The following is a 16,954-nucleotide window of genomic DNA, read 5'->3' as shown; positions in this document are numbered from 1 at the left end:
GCCGCGCCTGCCGTGAGAGAGCCTGCCGTGAGAGAGCCTGCCGTGAGAGAGCCTGCTGTGGCGGAGCACGCCGTGACAGAGCACGCCGTGACAGAATCGACGGCAGTGAGGCTTGGATTGTTCCCGGGAGAGATGCGGTGACCGTGTACGTCGACGATGCGGTATGGCCCTGGCGCGGCGAACGCTGGGCGCATCTGATGGCCGACCGTCTCGACGAGTTGCACGCATTCGCAGCGCGGCTCGGCAAGCGTCGCGAATCGTTCCAGGACAAGGCCAGCGGCTGCCACTACGACGTCACCGCGCAGATGCGCGAACGCGCGATCGCACTCGGCGCGGTGGCGATTTCGCGCCATCGCGACCGCGCCCAGGTGCGCGCGATCATCCAGCGCGCGCGCGACCAGGCCGCCGGCCGCGCGCCTTGAGCCTCAGCGGCGGGCGTCGACCGCCATCCGCACCGCCAGCCCCGACAACACCCCGCCCATGACCCAGCGCTGCGCGGTCACCCAGCGGGGCCGTCCGGCGAGGAAGTTGGCGATGCCGCCGGCGCCGGCGACGATCAGGGCGTTGACGCCGACGCTGATCGCGATCTGCAGGCTGCCGAGCAACAACGACTGCAGCATCACGCTGCGCTGCGGGTCGATGAACTGAGGCAGCAGGGCGAGGTAGAACATCGCCACCTTGGGGTTCAACAGACTGGTCAGCAGGCCCATGGTGAACAAACGGCGCGGACTGTCGGCGGCGAGGTCGCGGACCTGGAACGGCGAACGCCCGCCGGGCCGCACCGCCTGCCAAGCCATCCACAGCAAGTACATCGCACCGCCGATGCGCAGCGCGTCGTAAGCGAACGGCACCGCGAACAACAGCGCGGTGATGCCGAAGGCGGCGGCGAACAGATAGAAGAAGAAGCCGATGCCGACCCCGGCCAGCGAAATCAGCCCGGCCTTGCGGCCCTGGCAGATCGAGCGGGAGACCAGATAGATCATGTTCGGCCCCGGGGTGAGGACCATGACCAGGGCCAGGCCGGCGAAGGCCAACAGTGCCGACAGCTCGAACATGCGCATCTCCGGAGTCGTGGGGAACCGGCGCGATGCACGGGGCGATGGCGGCGGGGCCTCATCATCGCCGAATGCGGCCGCCGGCATAAGCCGGTGCGATGCAACGCTGGGAGGCGATGGATGAGGAGGTCGGGCGGCGACGGAGGTGGAGATGCGTTCGTTGGCATTGGCGTAAGAGCACGAGCAAATCCCCCCTACCTCCCTTTTTCAAAAGGGGGGAACAGCTCGGCGTGATCGGGGAAAAGCGTTGGCCCATGGTGCGTTCGTCGGATGTGCAACGCGAGAGCATCCGATCCCTCCAAGAACGAGTCCCCCCTTTGAAAAAGGGGGGCAGGGGGGATTTGCTTTTGCCTTGCTTTTGCTCCGCTACCGATACACGCCCAAAAAAAGAAGCCGCAACGGCTTGCGCCGTTGCGGCTTCGGGGGCTCCCCCTTCGGGCGGGGGGTTAGAAGCGCAGTGAATACCGCGCGTTGACTCCGTGGTCGTGCGCCTCGTCGGCGAGTTGACCGCTGTAGTTGAGTTCCAACAGACCGTTCGCGCTCAGGCGTGCGGCGATGCCGGCTTCGAGCAGGGTGGCGTCGTCGGCCAGGGGCGCGCCGTGGACCTGGAAGGCGTCGCCGCCGCGCCAGGCCACCGAGGTCGCCGGGTTGAGGTCGCCGCTGGCATGACGACGGCCGAGGCCGCCGCGCAGGCTCAGCCAGCTCTGCTCCTGCTGCGAACCCTTCAGGTCGACGTTGAAACGCAGGCCCAGGGTCGACAGGTTGACCCGGCTGTCGGCGCTGCGGCCGGTCAGCGCCGCGGCGCCGCCGCTTTCCTGGAAGCCATCGCTCTTCACCCGCACCTGGGCGAACTGCGCATACGGCTCGAACGCCCAGACGCCGGCGTCGAAGCGGTAGCCGCCTTCGACGAAGCCCTGCTTGCTGTCGGCGTCGTAGTTGGAACGGGCGCGATCGTTGAAGCCGTTGAAGGCGATGCCGCGATCCAGGTCGACGTCGTGACGGGCGAACGCGAAGCCGGCGCTGAGGCCGAAACCGCCCCAGTTCTGGCCGGCATACAGGCCCAGGTGACGGGTCTTGATCCGCCCCTTGTCGTTGCGGGCGTCGTCGCTGTCGCTGCGGCCGCGGCCGCCGAGCACGCCGATGCGCCAGCCGCCGTCGAAGCGGTAGTCGTAGCCGAGCAAGGTGGCCGAGCCGTTGTACTCGTTGCGCGCGGCATTGCCGTCGCCGTCGAGGGTGCCGCCGGACTTCAGCAACTGCACCCAGGCGCCCTGCGAGGATTCGCCGGCGCTGTCGGCGGCGAAATCGCCGCGACCGGCGCGCGCACGGCTCAGGGCCGCGTCGCGCACGTGGCGGCCGTCGTCGACCATGATCGAACGCAGGCTGGCATGAGCCTCGCCGCTGAGCGCGTCGAGCGCGGCCAGCGCTTGCTCCGGGAACAACTGGGTCAGCGGCTGCGGAATGCCCTGGCCGATCGCGAGGCGGTCGGCGGCGGTCGCGGCGGCACGCTGGTTGTCGGTCTGCGCGCTCGCCGCCAGCGAGGCCCCGCGGGTCACGTCGATACCGACCTGGTTAGCGGCATAGCTCAGGCCGAACTTCAGGAACGGCGAGAACGCGGTCTGGTCGAGCGAGGCGAACTGCCCGCTGATGCCGCCGGCGGCGCTGATCAGGTTGAACGACTGGCCGAGCATGTATTGGCCCGGCGCATGCAGCACCACCAGCTTGCCGCCTTCCAGGCGGGCCTGGCCGCTCACGTCGATGCGGTCGGAGGCGCCGCCAGCCGACAGTTCGGCGACATACGTCGAACCGGCCGCCTGCACGTAGTTGCCCTGCACGCTCAGGGTGCCGATCGAATTGCCCGGCGAGACCGCGCCTTCGATGCGCACGTCGCCGACGATGCGGCCGCTGCCGCCGAGCGCGCCGCCGGCGAGTACTGGCAACGAAGCCGTGGTCAGGGTGCCGTTGACGACCAGGGTGCCGCCTTCGACCCGCGCGGCATAGTTATTGTTGCCGGTCAGCTCGAGCACGCCGTGCTTGACCGTGAGACCGCCGAAACTGTTATTACCGCTCAAGCGCAGCCAGCCGAGGCCGGACTTGCTCAGCACGCCGGGACCGCCGATGTCGTTGCGCCAGTCGTCCCAGGCCTTGCCGTCCCACACCTTGGCGCCGCCGCCCGGACGGTCCATGACCACGTCGGTGTCGACGCGGATCTGGCCCGGGCCGTCGATGGCCTTGCGCAGATCGATCAGGCCCCAGCCGTAGACGTCGTCGACGCCGGGCGCGCCGAGATCGGTCGCGGTGGTCAGCAGGATGTCGCGGACCTGGGTGTTGGCGAGATAGGGGAAGCGCTCCATCAACAGGCCGAGCGAACCGACCGCGTGCGGCGTCGCCATCGAGGTGCCGCTGAGGTTGCCGTACTCGAACGTCGGCGCGCCGGCGGCGATGTCGAAGGAGATCGTGCCGTCGGGATTGCGCACCAGCCCGCCCTGCAGCGATTCCTCGCCTCCGAGCACGGTCGAGTTGATCACCGAGCCCGGTGCGGCGACGCACCAGTTCGCGGTCTGCGCGCAACGCATCGAGGAAGCGCTCAGCACCAGGTTCTGATTGACGTTGACCACGGTCAGCCAGTACGGCTCAAGCTCGGCGCGGCCACGCGGCAGGCTCGCGTACAGACCGGCCTGCGGCGCGGTCTGCGGGGTCGTGCCGGCGACGTTGTGGTTGCCCGCGGCCCATACCTGCAACATGCCCTTGTCGAGCGAACCCTTGGCGAAGGTGTCGAAATAGGCGGCGTTGTCGGGGTCGAACAGATAACCGTCGAGCTGGGCCAGGGTATTCGGCTCGGTGGCCAGGCCCCAGCTGTGGTTGACTGCGCGCACGCCCTGCTCGTTCATCTGCGCGTACATGCCGGCGACAGTGGCGTCTTCCGGACCGACGCCGCCGATGCTGACCACGCTGTAGCCGCCGGTGGCGCTGCGCGCCCACTCGCGCACGCTGTTGAACGACCACTTGGCCGCAGTCAGGTCGGCGCCGAAGGCGACGCCGTGCATGCCGCTGCCGTCGCGGTTGGCGGCGATGGTGCCGCCGACGTGGGTGCCGTGGGTGTTGAACTCCCAACCCGGCTGGACGTAGGGGCCGGACTGGATGATGCGGCGGATGTTCTCGGGCACGTTGGCGTTGAAACCGACGTAACGGATCTGCGCCTGGTCGCCGCGCGAGGTGAAGCAGGCGCCGGCGCCGCTGATGATCGAGGTGTTGGTGCAGACGCTGCCGTCGGCGAGCACGTCGGCCATGTGCACGGCGCGGTGGTCCTTGCCGGCGAATTCGGGATGACTGAACACGGTGCCGCTGTCGTACACGCCCAGGCGGATGCCCTTGCCGGTCAGGCCGCGCGCATAGGCGTACTGGGCGTTGATCGTGGCCAGGCCCCAATCGGCGTTGAATTCGTCGCTGCGCCAGCTGTCGGGATTGCCGAGCTGGCCCATCGGGCTCGCGTTCTGCGCCGCGGCCGACGCCGAAACGGCGAGCAGGCCGCCGACGATGGCGAGCGAAAGCAGAGAGCGGGAATGCATGCCTTGGGTGACGCTATTACGCGTAATGCGGGTATTGCCTTGCATCGGTCAGTAGTCCCTTATCGTGTCGAAAGCGCGGCGTAGCGGCGCTTGAAGCAGCGGTTCGATGCATGCGGCGGCATCGTGTTCGGTCGATCTTCGTGCGACCTGAGTGATCACAAACGCACAGACATGTGTGCCTCCCTACCTGCTCGTCGCATCAGACGGGCATGACTAACGACGCTTGCGTAGCGAGCGAGGCGACAAGAATGATCGACTTGACTTTGCCGAATTTGGCGTCGAGCGCTATGACTAAGCGTGCGGATGCTTGACAGGGGCGCCGCGAGAGCAACCATCGTCGTCCCCGCAAGGGTGGGCACCCAAGGTCCACTGAGGCATGGCGCCGAGGTCTCCGGATGTTCGGCTCCGCCGAAGTAAAGCAGAGCCCGCCTGCGCGGGAATGACATCTGCGAGGGCTTCGCGTTGCTTACTTTCGTCGTTCCCGCACAGGCGGGAACCCGGGGCTTCACCGAGGCATGACTCTCAAGCCTCTCAACCGCCGCCGTGCTCGGACTCGGCCGACATCAACCCGCGCCGCCAGGCGAAAGCGACCGCCTCGGTGCGGTCGGCCAGATGCAACTTGGCCAATACGTTACCGAGGTGCGACTTCACCGTCTTCTCGCCGATGTTCAAGGCCGCGGCGATGCGCGCGTTGCTGCCGCCCTCGGCGAGTTTGCGCAGCACGTCGAGCTCGCGCTCGGTCAGGCAGGCGAATGGGTCCTCACGCGGTTCGCGCTTGCGCCGCACCGCCTTGAGAATGCGCTGGGCGACGAAGGGATGGATCACCGCCTCGCCGCCGGCGATGCGCCGCAAAGTCGCCAGCAGCTCGTCGCCGAGCATGCTCTTGAACAGCAACGACTGCGCACCGGCCTCGATCGCGGCGAAGGCCAGATCGTCCTGGTCCGTCGATGTCAGCACGGCGATGGCGCTGCGCGGGCTCAGGCCCTTGATCGCGCGGATCGCCTCGACGCCGTCGACGTCCGGCATCATCAGGTCGATCACGATCAGGTCCGGCGCCAGTTCGCGCGCCAGCGCGATCGCCTCGGCGCCGCCGCCGGCCTCGCCGACGACCTCGAAGTCGTCGGTCAGCATCAACAGGCTGCGGATGCCCTTGCGCACTACTTCGTGGTCGTCGACCAGCAATACCGACGTGCTCATGCCTGGATTCCCTGCGGTTCTAGCGTGAACGACACGGTCACCACCGTGCCGCTGGGCGAGCTGGCGAGACGGAAGCGCCCGCCCGGCAGGGTGCGCGCGCGCAAGCGCATGTTCGCCAGGCCCATGCCGGTGGACTCGTGTTCGTTGGGGACGAAGCCGCAGCCGTCGTCCTGGATGGTCCAGCCGTAGCGGTTGCCGGAGTTGTTGAGGACCACCTCGATGCGCCGCGCGCCGCTGTGGCGCAGGCTGTTGCTGACCGCTTCGGTGGCGATCAACAACAACTGCCCGGCATGCTGCGGCCACGCGCCCAGGCCGCGCTCGGCGACGCCGTCGAGCAACAACCGCCATTCGATCTCGCTGCCGGCCAGCAGATGCGAGCAAGTGTCCTCGATCGCCTTGCGCAGGCCTTGCTCGGCCACGGTCGGCGCCGAGAAGCGTTGGATCACGTCGGCCAGATCGTGCTGCAACTGGCCGGTCAGGCCGAGCGCGGCCTTGATCAGGGTGATCTGGCGCGGGTCTTGTTCGCTGCCCTCGCGCTGGCTCAGGTGATCGAGCACGCTGAGTTGCAGGCCGAGGGCGAAGCTGCGCTGCTTGGCGGTGTCGTGCAGGTCGCGGGCGAGACGGTTGCGCTCCTCCGATACCGCCAGGGCCTGGCGCACCTGGATCACTTCGCCGAGCGCATCGGCCATGCGGTCGAAACGCTGCGACAGCCGCCCGAACTCGTCGCGACCGCCATCGTGGATGCGCGCGCCGAGCTCGCCCGCGGCCCAGGCGTCGGCGGCGCGCTCGGCATGGCCGATGCGGCGGGTCAGCAGAGTCGCCACGGCAATGGCCGACATCGCACTGATCAGCACCAGATAGATCGCCAGGCTTTCGAAATCGCCCGAGTCCATGCGCATGAAGCTCGCCAGCGAACCGCCGGCATGCTGGCCGACGCTGAGCGTCGCGCCCGGGGTCCGCGCCAGCGGCAAGGCCACCGCGCTGATCCAGTCGCCTTCGCGCTCGTTACGGCGCGGCACCGGCGCATGCGTCGCCACCGCCTCCTGCTCGATGTCTTCCAGCAGCTGCGCCAACGGCGGACTGGCCTGCGAGGGATAGCGACAGACGCGGCCATCGCGGTCGCGATAACGGATCGACAAACGGCCGTCGCCGGTGCTGCCGGCGAAGCTGCGCGAGCTCATCCACTCCTGCGAATCCATGCCGACGATGCGCACCAGCAGCGCTTGCAGGATCGCCTCGCATTGCGCGTGCGAAGTCATCGCCAGGTCCGGCAGCGCGCCGAACTGCTGCAACTCGCGTTGTATCGCCCCTTGCAGCGCCGGCGGCGCCATCGCCTCGCGCACGTCCCGGCGCGACAGATACAGGTCCAGCGCGGACAGCAACGCAGTGCTGATCCAGGAAGCGATCAGCATCGACAGCAGGCATTTCCAGAACAGCCCGCTCCACCAGCGGCGCGCCGGCGCGCGCGCGGCCGGCACCTGGCGTGCGGCGGGGGTTTCGCTCATGCCGCCAGTATTCCAGTTTCCGCGCGCGGCGAATCCGCCAAACGTCCCGGATGACTCCCGTCGCGGGCCCGATGCGGGCGTCCGGCGACGACGCGCAGCATCCATGCTCCCCTGTTCGTGTCGCGCTCATGCCCCAGCCATCGTCCATCGCCCCATCGCGCATCGAACAGCTCGACGCCCTGCGCGGCATCACCCTGTTCGGCATCCTGGTCGTCAACCTCGGCGTGTTCGCCTCGCCCTATTACGGCCTGGGCCTGCCCGACCCGGGCCACGACGGCATGCTCGACCGCGCCGTGCGTTTGCTCGTCGCCGGCCTGTTCGAGATGAAGTTCTACCTGCTGTTCTCCTTCATGTTCGGCTACAGCTTCAGCCTGCAGCTCGACTCGGCGCAACGCGCCGGCGAAGCCTTCGTGCCGCGGATGCTGCGGCGCCTGCTCGGGCTGTGGTCGATCGGCCTGGCTCACGCGCTGTTGTTGTTCCATGGCGACATCCTCGGCACCTATGCGGTGATGGGCCTGGTCCTGTTGGCGATACGCGGCTGGCCGGAGCGGACCGCGCTGCGTTGCGCGCTGGCCCTGATCGTGGCGACCGCCGTCGCCTGGGCCGGATTGGCTTTGCTGATTCGGCTCGATGGCGACACCGGCGGTGTGGATGCGAGCGCCGCCGCGCTCGAAGCGCAGGCAACCCTCGCCGGCTTCACCGGCCCCCCTGTCGCGGTCATCGCCCAGCGCGTGCGCGAGCTGGCATCGACCGGGATCGTGCTCGCCTTCATGCAGGCGCCGTGCGCGTTGGCGATGTTCCTGTTCGGGCTGGTCGCCGGCCGTCGCCAAGTCCTCGCTCGTCTCGATCGTTACCGGCCGCTGCTGCGCCGACTGCGTCACTGGGGCTTGGGCATCGGCTTGCCGTCGGCTGCGCTCTATGCCGTCGTCTCCAGCTTCGAGCCCGGCGGCGCGCTCGAATTGTCGGCGCTGGCCTTGAGCCTGCTGACCGCGCCCTTGCTGACCGGCGCCTATCTCGCCCTGGCCATGGATGGCTTCGCCAGCCGCGCCGGCCAAGCCGCCGTGCGCCTGCTCGCCCCGGCCGGGCGCATGGCCTTGTCGAACTACCTGCTGCAATCGGCGGCCGCCGCGTGGGTGTTCACCGGCTACGGCCTCGGCCTGATGGGGCGGGTCTCGCCGCTCGGCGTGTCGGTCTTCGCCATCGTCCTGTTCTGCGTGCAACTGCGCTTCAGCGATCGGTGGATGCGGCGCCACGGCTATGGCCCGATCGAATGGCTGTTGCGCGCGCTGACCCTCGGCGTTTGGCCGCGCTGGCATAAACCGGCGCACGAAGCGGACTGATCGCCGTTGATCGAAACGCATCGCGACAGGCCTGAACGATCTGTTGCGATCCTTGCGAACCGTGACGGCGTTCGACAACGACGACCTGGAATCGCCATCGGCCTTGTACGACACTCAGCGACCGAGTCGTAACGGCAGGAGATGGCAGACGCAGCGTGATCGCCAAGGGTTCGCCGAATCGCGCCCTTCGATTCTCGCCACGCGTCCGAGGCATACGTGCACGAAGACCTGTTCAGACGCGAAATGCTCGAAGCCAGGAAACAGCGCTGGCTCGGCAGCATCCGCCTGCCGATTTCGCGCCTGGGCTGGCCGATGGCCGCGCTGGCCCTGCTCGGTTTGCTCGCATTGCTCGCCCTGCTCGGGTTCGGCCGTTATACCCATCGCGAACGCGTCGATGGCGTGCTGATAGCGCAAGCCGCATCGAACGGCACCGTGTTCATGCAGGCGCAGTTGTGGGTGCCCGATCGCGCCATCGCCGCGATCCGCCCCGGCACCCCGGCAGTCCTGCGCTACCGCGCCTTCCCCTATCAGCGCCATGGCGTGCAGCACGGCCGCGTGGTCGCGATCGCCGCCGAGCCTTCGTCGCCCGACGAGATACATCGGCGCACGGGTCTGCGCCTGGATGCGCCGGCCTGGCCGGTGCGGGTCGAACTGGAGCGCCAACGCATCGGCACGCAGGCGTTGCAGGCCGGCATGCGAATCGATGCGTCGCTGCAACTGGAGCAGCAGCGCCTTTACGAATTCGTGCTGGCGCCGCTGTCGAACGAGGTCGCGACCACGCCGCCAGGGGCCAGACCGTGAGCGTGCAGCCCTTGCCGGTGATCCAGCAGAACGAATTGGCCGAGTGCGGCCTGGCCTGCCTGGCGATGATCGCCGTCCACCATGGCCACGACCTCGATCTGAGCAGCCTACGCCGGCGCTTCCCGGTGTCGCCGCGCGGCGCCACCCTGGCCCGCCTGATCAAGATCGCCGGCGCGCTCGGCTTCGACAACCGCCCCTTGCGCGCCGAGATCGAACACCTCGCCGAACTGCGCCTGCCGTGCGTGCTGCATTGGGACCTCAATCATTTCGTCGTGCTCAAGCGCATCGCCCGCGGCCGCGCCGAACTGCACGACCCGGCGCGCGGGGCGGTCAGCCTGCCGCTGGCCGAATTCGGCCGTCACTACACCGGCATCGCCCTGGAGTTGTCGCCGAAGACCGACTTCGTGCCGATGCGCGAACGCCAGCGCCTGAGCCTGCGCGGGCTCGCCGGCCGCATCGTCGGCCTGCGTCGCGCCGGCGCGCAGATCCTGATCCTGGCGCTGAGCCTGGAGGTGTTCACCCTGTTGCTGCCGTTGGCGATGCAATGGGTGATCGACCGGGTCCTGGTGGCGGCCGACATCGGCTTGTTGAACCTGCTCGGCATCGGCTTCCTGGTCGTGGTGGTGTTCCAGGCGACGTTGACGGCGATGCGCGGCTGGCTGGTCGCCGACCTCGGCGCCGCCTTGAACTCGCAATGGCTGGCCAATCTGTTCGGCCACCTGATGCGGCTGCCGCTGGACTTCTTCGAGAAGCGCCACGTCGGCGGGGTAATGTCGCGCTTCGTCTCGGTGCAGGCGATCCAGCAGACCCTGACCGGCAGTTTCGTCGAGAGCCTGCTCGACGGCCTCACCGTGACCCTGGTGCTGGCGCTGCTGCTGTTCTACAGCCCGCCGTTGACCGCCGTGGTCCTGGCCGCGTTCGCCGTCTACGCGATTCTGCGCTGGGCGGCGTACCGGCGGCTGTGGCGACTCAAGGAAGAGCAACTGATCCAGGTCGCCAAGCAACAGAGCCTGTTGATCGAATCGATCCAGGGCGTGCAGACGATCAAGCTCGGCAACCAACAGGACGACCGTCGCGGGCGCATCGCCAACGCCAGCGTCGAGGTCGCCAACCGCGAGGCCGCGATCAGCCGCACCACCGCGGTGTTCTCGGCCTTGTCGAAGCTGGTGTTCGGCGCTCAGCGCGTGCTGCTGATCTGGTTGTGCGCCTGGCTGACCCTGCAGGGGCGCTTCAGCGCCGGCATGATGGTGGTGTTCGTCGCCTACGCCGACCTGTTCGCCACCCGCACCGGCAGCCTGATCGACAAGCTCGTCGACCTGCGCCTGCTCGGCCTGCACGGCCAACGCATCGCCGATATCGCCTTCGAACCGCCCGAAGCGCACGTGCACACCGACTACGCCGGCCCGCGGCCGGCGCCGCGCATCGAGATCGACCGGCTCAGCTTTCGCTATGCCGACGACGAGCCATGGATCCTGCGCGATTGCAGCTTCACCATCGAGGCCGGCGAATCGGTCGCGATCGTCGGCGCTTCGGGCTGCGGCAAGACCACCCTGGCCAAGCTGATCCTCGGCCTGCTGCGGCCCAGCTCGGGCACGATCCGCATCGGCGGCGTCGATATCCACCACTACGGTCTGGCCGCATATCGCGAATTGTTCGGCGCGGTGATGCAGGAGGACGTACTGTTCGCCGGATCGATCGGCGAGAACATCGCCTCCTTCGACCATGCCGCCGACTCCGCTCGCGTCGAAGCGGCCGCGCGCGCGGCGCGCATCCACGACGACATCGCGGCGATGGCGATGGGCTACGAGTCGTTGGTCGGCGACCTCGGTTCGTCGCTGTCGGGCGGACAGAAGCAACGCGTACTGTTGGCCCGCGCCCTGTACCGGTCGCCGGCGATCCTGCTGCTCGACGAAGCCACCAGCCACCTCGACGTCGCCCGCGAGCACGAGATCAATCGCGAGATTTCCGCCTTGCGCATGACCCGCATCGTCATCGCGCACAGGCCCGATACGATCCGCAGCGCCGACCGCGTCGTCGCCTTGCGCGACGGCATCGGTGAACAGATCACAACGTCCGAGTTTGCAATCCCCATCGCTTCGCGCATTCAGGGCGAAAGTGGGATCGCGATTAGCAAACCGCGACTTTCATAGTTGCTAGCATCGATGCACGTGCCGACGCCGGGACGGCCTTTCAACTCATCCTGGCACTCTACGGTTTAGGAGAACGCTCCATGAGTAAGCAAGACGTTTACAGCAACAACGCTCTGCCTCAGGACGAAGCCGCCCGCCCGCTCGCCCGCATCGCGGCGCGCGAACTTTCACTGGACGAGATCGCAGCGATCTCCGGCGGCAAGGGCGATACCACCCACGCCACCGGTCCGAACGGCGACGATCCGGGCGATCCGGATTTCCTGTAATCGCCTGCCCGCACTCCCGTCATGTCCCGCCGATCGATCCGATCGGGCGATTTGATCGGGTGCATCCATGCGACAAGCCAAGGTGGACTCGCGCGCGAGCGACGTACGCGTAAACCCGCGCCAAGCGCATGATCCGGCACGCCCCGTCCGACGGGGCGTGTCGTTTTCAACGGTTCCAAAGACACGAATGCTTCCATGCCTGCCTATCGCCGTCCGCTGATCCTGTCTTCGCTGGCCCACGACATCCACGCTTCCGCCGCGCGCTGGGCCTTGCGCGCCAGCGGCCTCGACGCGACTTGGCTGAGCTCGCTGGCCGAAGCCGAACTCGGCGCGATGTCCCTGCATTGCGATCCCGACCTCGGCCTGCGCATGAGCGGCCCGCTCGACGACGCCCACGTCGGCACGGTCTGGTACCGGCGACCACGCAATCCCGAAACCTTCCCGCGCGCGCATGCCGGCGACCAGCCGTTCCTGCGCGGCGAATGGGGGCGTTTCCTCAAGAACGTCTACGCCCTGACCGACCAGGGCGCCGACCGGCTCTGGGTCAATCGCCCCGCCGCCGCGGCGATGGCCGAGAACAAACTCGTGCAACTGCGCGCCGCCCACCACTGCGGCCTGCGCTTCCCGCCGACCCTGGTCTCGCACGACCCGGCCGAGATCCGCCGTTTCGTCCAGCGCCACGGCCGCGTCGTCTACAAACCCTTCCTGACCCATACCTGGAAGGATGCCGAAACCGGCCGCATGTTCAGCACCTATGCGCGCATCGTCGAGCCGGCGATGCTCGAAGACGACCAAAGCCTGCTGCACTGCCCCGGCATCTATCAGGTCTACGTCGACAAACGCCACGACCTGCGCGTGACGGCGATCGGCGACCGCTACTTCGCCGCGCGCCTGTACGCTCAGCACGACGACGGCTTCGTCGACTGGCGCGTGCCCCAGAACACCCAGGGCCTGCGCGCCGAAGTCGGCGAACTTTCGTCCGCCGACCAGGCCAAGCTCGCCGCGCTGATGCGCGAACTCGGCCTGGTGTTCGGCTGCATCGACCTGGCCATCGACGGCAACGGCGATGCGCATTTCCTCGAAGTGAACCAGGCCGGTCAATTCCTCTTCATCGAGGACCTGCTGCCCTCGCTGCCGCTGTTGCGTGCGATGAGCGCGATGCTGGCCGAAGGCCGTCCGGATTATTCCCTGGCGACCATCGCCAAGCTGTCTTATGCCGAGTATTGCGCCAGCGAAGAGCACCACGAATGGTGGGCGCAGGCCAGCGAGACCTTGAAGGACCGCAGTCCGGCGGCGGCGGGGATTACTTTGGAGTGAGGGGCGGCTGCCGCACCGGCTGGCTCTTTAGGGCTAGGAGCGGCGCGAGCCGCGACCGCGTTGTTTAATCCTCGCGTCGCGAATGGGAAGTTCACTTGTAGGAGCGGCGTAAGCCGCGACCACGGAACGCGCAGAGATCACCAAGCCGTCTCCGCTCGTCGAAGCGGTGTCTTCTCGCAGGGTAGGAGCGGCGCGAGCCGCGACATCGTTGTTGCGGTCTCGCGTCGAAGCGATCAAGCAAGATCAGGATCAAACGCCAAAAGCTTCCGCCACTAAAGCGGCGGGTTACTTTCTTTTGTCTAAAGCAACAAAAGAAAGGTAACTGCACTGTCTAACCTCAAGCGCATCACTCGCCTTTGAGGTCAGCGCATGGGAACCCGGTACAGCCACTTCAGCGCCGAAGAGCGCGGTGTGATCATGGCCATGAAGCAGCACGGCCATAGCGGCCGGGCCATCGCCCGCATGTTGGGACGCGCCGACAGCAGTGTGTCGCGTGAATTAGCCCGCAATGGCGTGCGCGCGCCATCCACGACCCCGGCGCTGGGTCGGCCCCGGCGAGGCTATGATGCGGTTCGTGCTGGCGAACGGGCTAAGCGCTTGCGCCGGCGAGCTCGGCGCAAACGCAAGCTGACCGCCGACAGCGCACTGTGGCTGGAAGTGAAGCGGCGCCTGGCACGCTATTGGTCGCCGCGTCAGATCAGCCAGGGATTACGCGAAGAGTATCCTGACCGACCGGAGTGGCAGGTGTCGCACGAGACCATTTACACCGCGATCTACGCCATGCCCCGTGGGCCGATACGGCGGGAAATGACCCGTTTGTTGAAGCAGCATCGTGCTGCTCGCCGTTCGCCCCGGCAGGGTCCTGATCGGCGTGGCCGGATGCTGGATTTTCAGAGCATTCACCTGCGTCCGCCCGAGGCCACCGAACGCCTGGTGCCCGGCCATTGGGAAGGCGATTTCCTGGTCGGCGCGCGTAATCGTTCGGCGATCGGCGTGCTGGTGGACCGCAAGACGCTGTTCACGGTGCTAGCCCGAATGCGCGGATGCACGGCCGCCGACGCGCTGGAAGGATTCAGCCGGGTGCTGCGCCGTTTGCCGCTCTCGGCGAGGCAGACGTTGACCTACGATCAGGGCAAGGAAATGGCGCTGCATCGGGTGTTGACCCAGCACACCAACGTATCGGTCTACTTCGCCGACCCAGGCAGTCCTTGGCAGCGCGGGATTTGCGAGAACACCAACGGTCTGCTCCGGCAGTACTTTCCGAAGGGCACCGATCTATCGGGTTACACGCAACGGCAATTGGATCGAATCGCTCACGAATTCAATACCCGGCCGCGAGCGTCGCTGGGCTATCAGTTCCCCGCCGTGGTGTTCTTGCACGAACTGGGCATGCCGGAGTTAGCAGCGAAAGTTCGTCAGAGTGTCTTCGATTCGTTTGCTGCACTTAGACGTTGACAGTGCAGTTACCTTTCTTTTGTTGCTTTAGACAAAAGAAAGTAACCCGCCGCTTTAGTGGCGGAAGCTTTTGGCGTTTGATCCTGATCTTGCTTGAGCGAGGCGTCGCGAGACCGAAACAGCGCGGTCGCGGCTTGCGCCGCTCCTACCCTGGCTCCAGCCAAAAGCGCCGCGAGATTGAGGCATCGCGGTCGCGGCTTGCGCCGCTCCTACCCTGCCTCCAGCCAAAAGCGCCGCGAGATTGAGGCATCGTGATCGCGGCTCGCGCCGCTCCTACCCTGCCTCCAGCCGGAAGCGCTGCGAGCTTGAGGCATCGTGGTCGCGGCTCACGCCGCTCCTACAAGGGGCACCCCACAACAAAACAAAAAAACTCGTCCCTTAGAACGCCCGACTCACGGTAAAGCTCCCGAACACCGGTGTCTGCTTCTGCCCCTCGAACTCCCGCGTCCGGTGATATCGCGCCAACGCGAACTTCCAGCGCCCGCGCATTACCGCCAGGCCGTAGCCGACATCGGCTACCAGCGGCCGCTTGTCGACGCTGTGGCTGCTGCGGAAGGTGTTGCCGTCCAGGGTGATGTCGCGCAACACCCAGCGCGCATCGAAGGTCAGGAACATGTGCGCGCCGAAACGACGATTGCCGGTGTTGTAGTGCTGGGTCGGCGCGGTGTTCTCGCCGGCCGGCCGCAAGGGAGTGCTGCCGAAATCGTCCGGCAGGCGCAGGCCGAAGCGCAGCTCCGCGCCGGCATTGGTATAGGCCGCCAGATTGCCGAAGCTGCCGCCGTAATGCGAAATCGCATCCCAGCCCCAACGGCCGTTGTGGGCGTCGCCGGCCGAGTAGCGGTGCATGCGCTCATGAACGATGCGGAACACCGGCTCGTCGTGCAGTTGCTGGTCCCAGCCGCGAAAGGTCTCGTCGCCGAGCATCTTGTGCACTTCGTTCTGCACTTGCTTGCCCAGCGCCGACGGCCCGACCAGGCCGAACTGCAGTTGCGTGGTCTGCAGGTATTCGCCGTTGCGGGCGTTGTAGCCCAGGCCGACCAACAAGGCCGCCGCGTACGGCCGGTCGTCTTCGATCAGGTCGCGGCGGGTGTAGTCGGTCGGGGTGAAGATGCCCTGGGCGAAGGTCGCGATCATGTTGCGCTGCTCGAAGCCTTCGGGCTGCAGCGCATCGAGGTGGCGGTTGACCCAACGCGCGAGGCGCGGAATGCAAGGGTCCTCGGTGTAGTCGGCCAGGTTCGGCGAGACCAGGGTCAGCTGGATGCCGTTGCTATAGCCCTGATCCTGGCCGCCGAACAAATCGTTGTCGAGGCGCAGATTGACCGTGGGCGGCAGGCGGGTGTGGCCGTTGGTGCAGGCCTCGCGGCCGGCGGCGTGCGCGCCGGAAGCGAACAGGAGAGCGGAAAGCAGGACAGCGGTCTGGCGCATGGGGAAGGGCTATCGAAACGAACGTATCGGACGGAGCGACCTCGCCCGCTAACGGGACGAAGCAGTGCGACGCGCGTGCAAGCGCCGATCCACACGCCACGACGCTCGGCCCGCAAGGCCGGTGAGGCGGTCGAGGATCGGCGCACACGTTCGCACGGAAGCCGCGCTGCGGCGCTCGCAGGACCGCGATGGATTGTCCCGTCGATGGTGCTTGAGACGCCGGCCGGCGTCTTTGCCCGATGTGCCGGCCGGACCGGCGGCAAGCTCGCGCATTCGCTTGGGCAGATCGCGCCCTACAACGCGCGGCCTCCAATCGTCTGCCGCTTACTCGGCTTCGGGCAGCGCGTACTCGAAGCGATAGAAGTGCGCGCCGCCCTCGCGGACGTCGATGTCCATCGTGCCGGTCAGGCCGAGCAGTTCGCCGGTGCCCGAGTCCGGCACCACCACGATGCTGAGATCGGGCGTGCCGCGCACCATCAAGGCGCGGTGCAACAACAGGAAGCTGCCGCTGCGCCCGTCCAGGCGGCCCTCGACTTTTTCCAGGGCGACGTAGCCGGCCGAGCCTTTGACCTCGGTCATCGCCGCCAGCATCTCGCCGCGGCTGTCCGCCTCGAGTTCGCCATGGAAGCGCTTGTCGATCGCCATGCGTCCGAATTTCCCGGTGGCCGCGTCGTGCACCGGTTCCGGGCTGAGTTTCACGTCGAAGGGTCCTTCGATCTTGCGGGTCATGGCGTCACCGTGGCGGGTGTGGGCGGCCGCGAGGCCGGGGCGATCCGGCGCAGGTCCTGCGACGCGGGCCGCCAGCATAGGCCGGAATGCGTCGCCGCAGACGCGATTGCCGCAACCGCAGGTCGGAACGCGCCGTGCGGCAACTTGC

Annotated in this window: 13 protein-coding genes; 7 read left to right on the top strand and 6 right to left on the bottom strand. The window is 67.3% G+C overall.

The genetic code is table 11. The features are described from left to right. The first annotated feature begins 137 nt into the window (after positions 1 to 137). Positions 138 to 422 carry a DUF4031 domain-containing protein gene (locus tag ACTOWK_RS08695; protein ID WP_031372541.1) on the top strand — a complete coding sequence of 95 codons (285 nt, stop codon included), beginning with the start codon at positions 138 to 140 and terminating at the stop codon, positions 420 to 422. Positions 423 to 425: 3 nt separating this feature from the next. Here ACTOWK_RS08695 and ACTOWK_RS08690 read toward each other — a convergent pair whose 3' ends face one another. The 4 genes from ACTOWK_RS08690 to ACTOWK_RS08675 all read right to left on the bottom strand — a co-directional run bounded on the left by ACTOWK_RS08690 (position 426) and on the right by ACTOWK_RS08675 (position 7,323). Continuing rightward, positions 426 to 1,055, bottom strand: a complete 630-nt coding sequence (locus ACTOWK_RS08690) for a LysE family translocator (protein WP_441329779.1) — start codon at positions 1,053 to 1,055, stop codon at positions 426 to 428. Positions 1,056 to 1,501: 446 nt separating this feature from the next. Continuing rightward, entirely contained in the window at positions 1,502 to 4,621 is a 3,120-nt protein-coding gene (locus ACTOWK_RS08685; RefSeq protein WP_441329778.1) for an autotransporter domain-containing protein, read from the bottom strand. Positions 4,622 to 5,152: 531 nt separating this feature from the next. Then, complete coding sequence (locus ACTOWK_RS08680; protein WP_031372538.1) at positions 5,153 to 5,818, bottom strand: response regulator; 666 nt, start codon at positions 5,816 to 5,818, stop codon at positions 5,153 to 5,155. Beyond that, a complete protein-coding gene (locus tag ACTOWK_RS08675) occupies positions 5,815 to 7,323 on the bottom strand; it encodes an ATP-binding protein (RefSeq protein ID WP_441329777.1) in 1,509 nt (502 codons plus the stop codon). Before ACTOWK_RS08675 ends, ACTOWK_RS08680 begins: the two co-directional genes overlap by 4 nt. A gap of 128 nt (positions 7,324 to 7,451) precedes the next feature. Here ACTOWK_RS08675 and ACTOWK_RS08670 point away from each other — a divergent pair, with 128 nt between their 5' ends. The 6 genes from ACTOWK_RS08670 to ACTOWK_RS08645 all read left to right on the top strand — a co-directional run bounded on the left by ACTOWK_RS08670 (position 7,452) and on the right by ACTOWK_RS08645 (position 14,652). Then, positions 7,452 to 8,663 carry a DUF418 domain-containing protein gene (locus ACTOWK_RS08670; protein ID WP_441329776.1) on the top strand — a complete coding sequence of 404 codons (1,212 nt, stop codon included), beginning with the start codon at positions 7,452 to 7,454 and terminating at the stop codon, positions 8,661 to 8,663. A gap of 216 nt (positions 8,664 to 8,879) precedes the next feature. Further along, positions 8,880 to 9,464 carry a hypothetical protein gene (locus ACTOWK_RS08665; RefSeq protein ID WP_441329775.1) on the top strand — a complete coding sequence of 195 codons (585 nt, stop codon included), beginning with the start codon at positions 8,880 to 8,882 and terminating at the stop codon, positions 9,462 to 9,464. Then, a complete protein-coding gene (locus tag ACTOWK_RS08660) occupies positions 9,461 to 11,614 on the top strand; it encodes a peptidase domain-containing ABC transporter (protein WP_441329774.1) in 2,154 nt (717 codons plus the stop codon). Before ACTOWK_RS08665 ends, ACTOWK_RS08660 begins: the two co-directional genes overlap by 4 nt. A gap of 80 nt (positions 11,615 to 11,694) precedes the next feature. Continuing rightward, positions 11,695 to 11,880 carry a hypothetical protein gene (locus tag ACTOWK_RS08655; RefSeq protein WP_057916646.1) on the top strand — a complete coding sequence of 62 codons (186 nt, stop codon included), beginning with the start codon at positions 11,695 to 11,697 and terminating at the stop codon, positions 11,878 to 11,880. A gap of 195 nt (positions 11,881 to 12,075) precedes the next feature. Continuing rightward, entirely contained in the window at positions 12,076 to 13,197 is a 1,122-nt protein-coding gene (locus tag ACTOWK_RS08650) for a hypothetical protein (protein WP_441329773.1), read from the top strand. Between the two features lie 369 nt (positions 13,198 to 13,566). Then, positions 13,567 to 14,652 (top strand): IS30 family transposase, encoded by a 1,086-nt coding sequence (locus tag ACTOWK_RS08645; protein ID WP_441329772.1) that lies wholly within the window; start codon positions 13,567 to 13,569, stop codon positions 14,650 to 14,652. Between the two features lie 378 nt (positions 14,653 to 15,030). Here ACTOWK_RS08645 and ACTOWK_RS08640 read toward each other — a convergent pair whose 3' ends face one another. Together ACTOWK_RS08640 and ACTOWK_RS08635 are read right to left on the bottom strand one after the other, a co-directional pair. Further along, positions 15,031 to 16,077: a lipid A deacylase LpxR family protein gene (locus ACTOWK_RS08640; protein ID WP_441329771.1), complete on the bottom strand. Its 1,047-nt coding sequence runs from the start codon at positions 16,075 to 16,077 to the stop codon at positions 15,031 to 15,033. 324 nt (positions 16,078 to 16,401) lie between these two features. Next, on the bottom strand, positions 16,402 to 16,806 hold the full coding sequence (locus ACTOWK_RS08635) for a DUF3224 domain-containing protein (protein ID WP_441329770.1): 405 nt from the start codon (positions 16,804 to 16,806) through the stop codon (positions 16,402 to 16,404). Positions 16,807 to 16,954 lie beyond the last annotated feature (148 nt).

This window comes from Lysobacter sp. CA196, assembly GCF_052078695.1.
In the GTDB taxonomy this organism is placed as follows: Bacteria; Pseudomonadota; Gammaproteobacteria; order Xanthomonadales; family Xanthomonadaceae; genus Lysobacter.
This window is presented reverse-complemented; position numbering and strand designations above follow the sequence as displayed.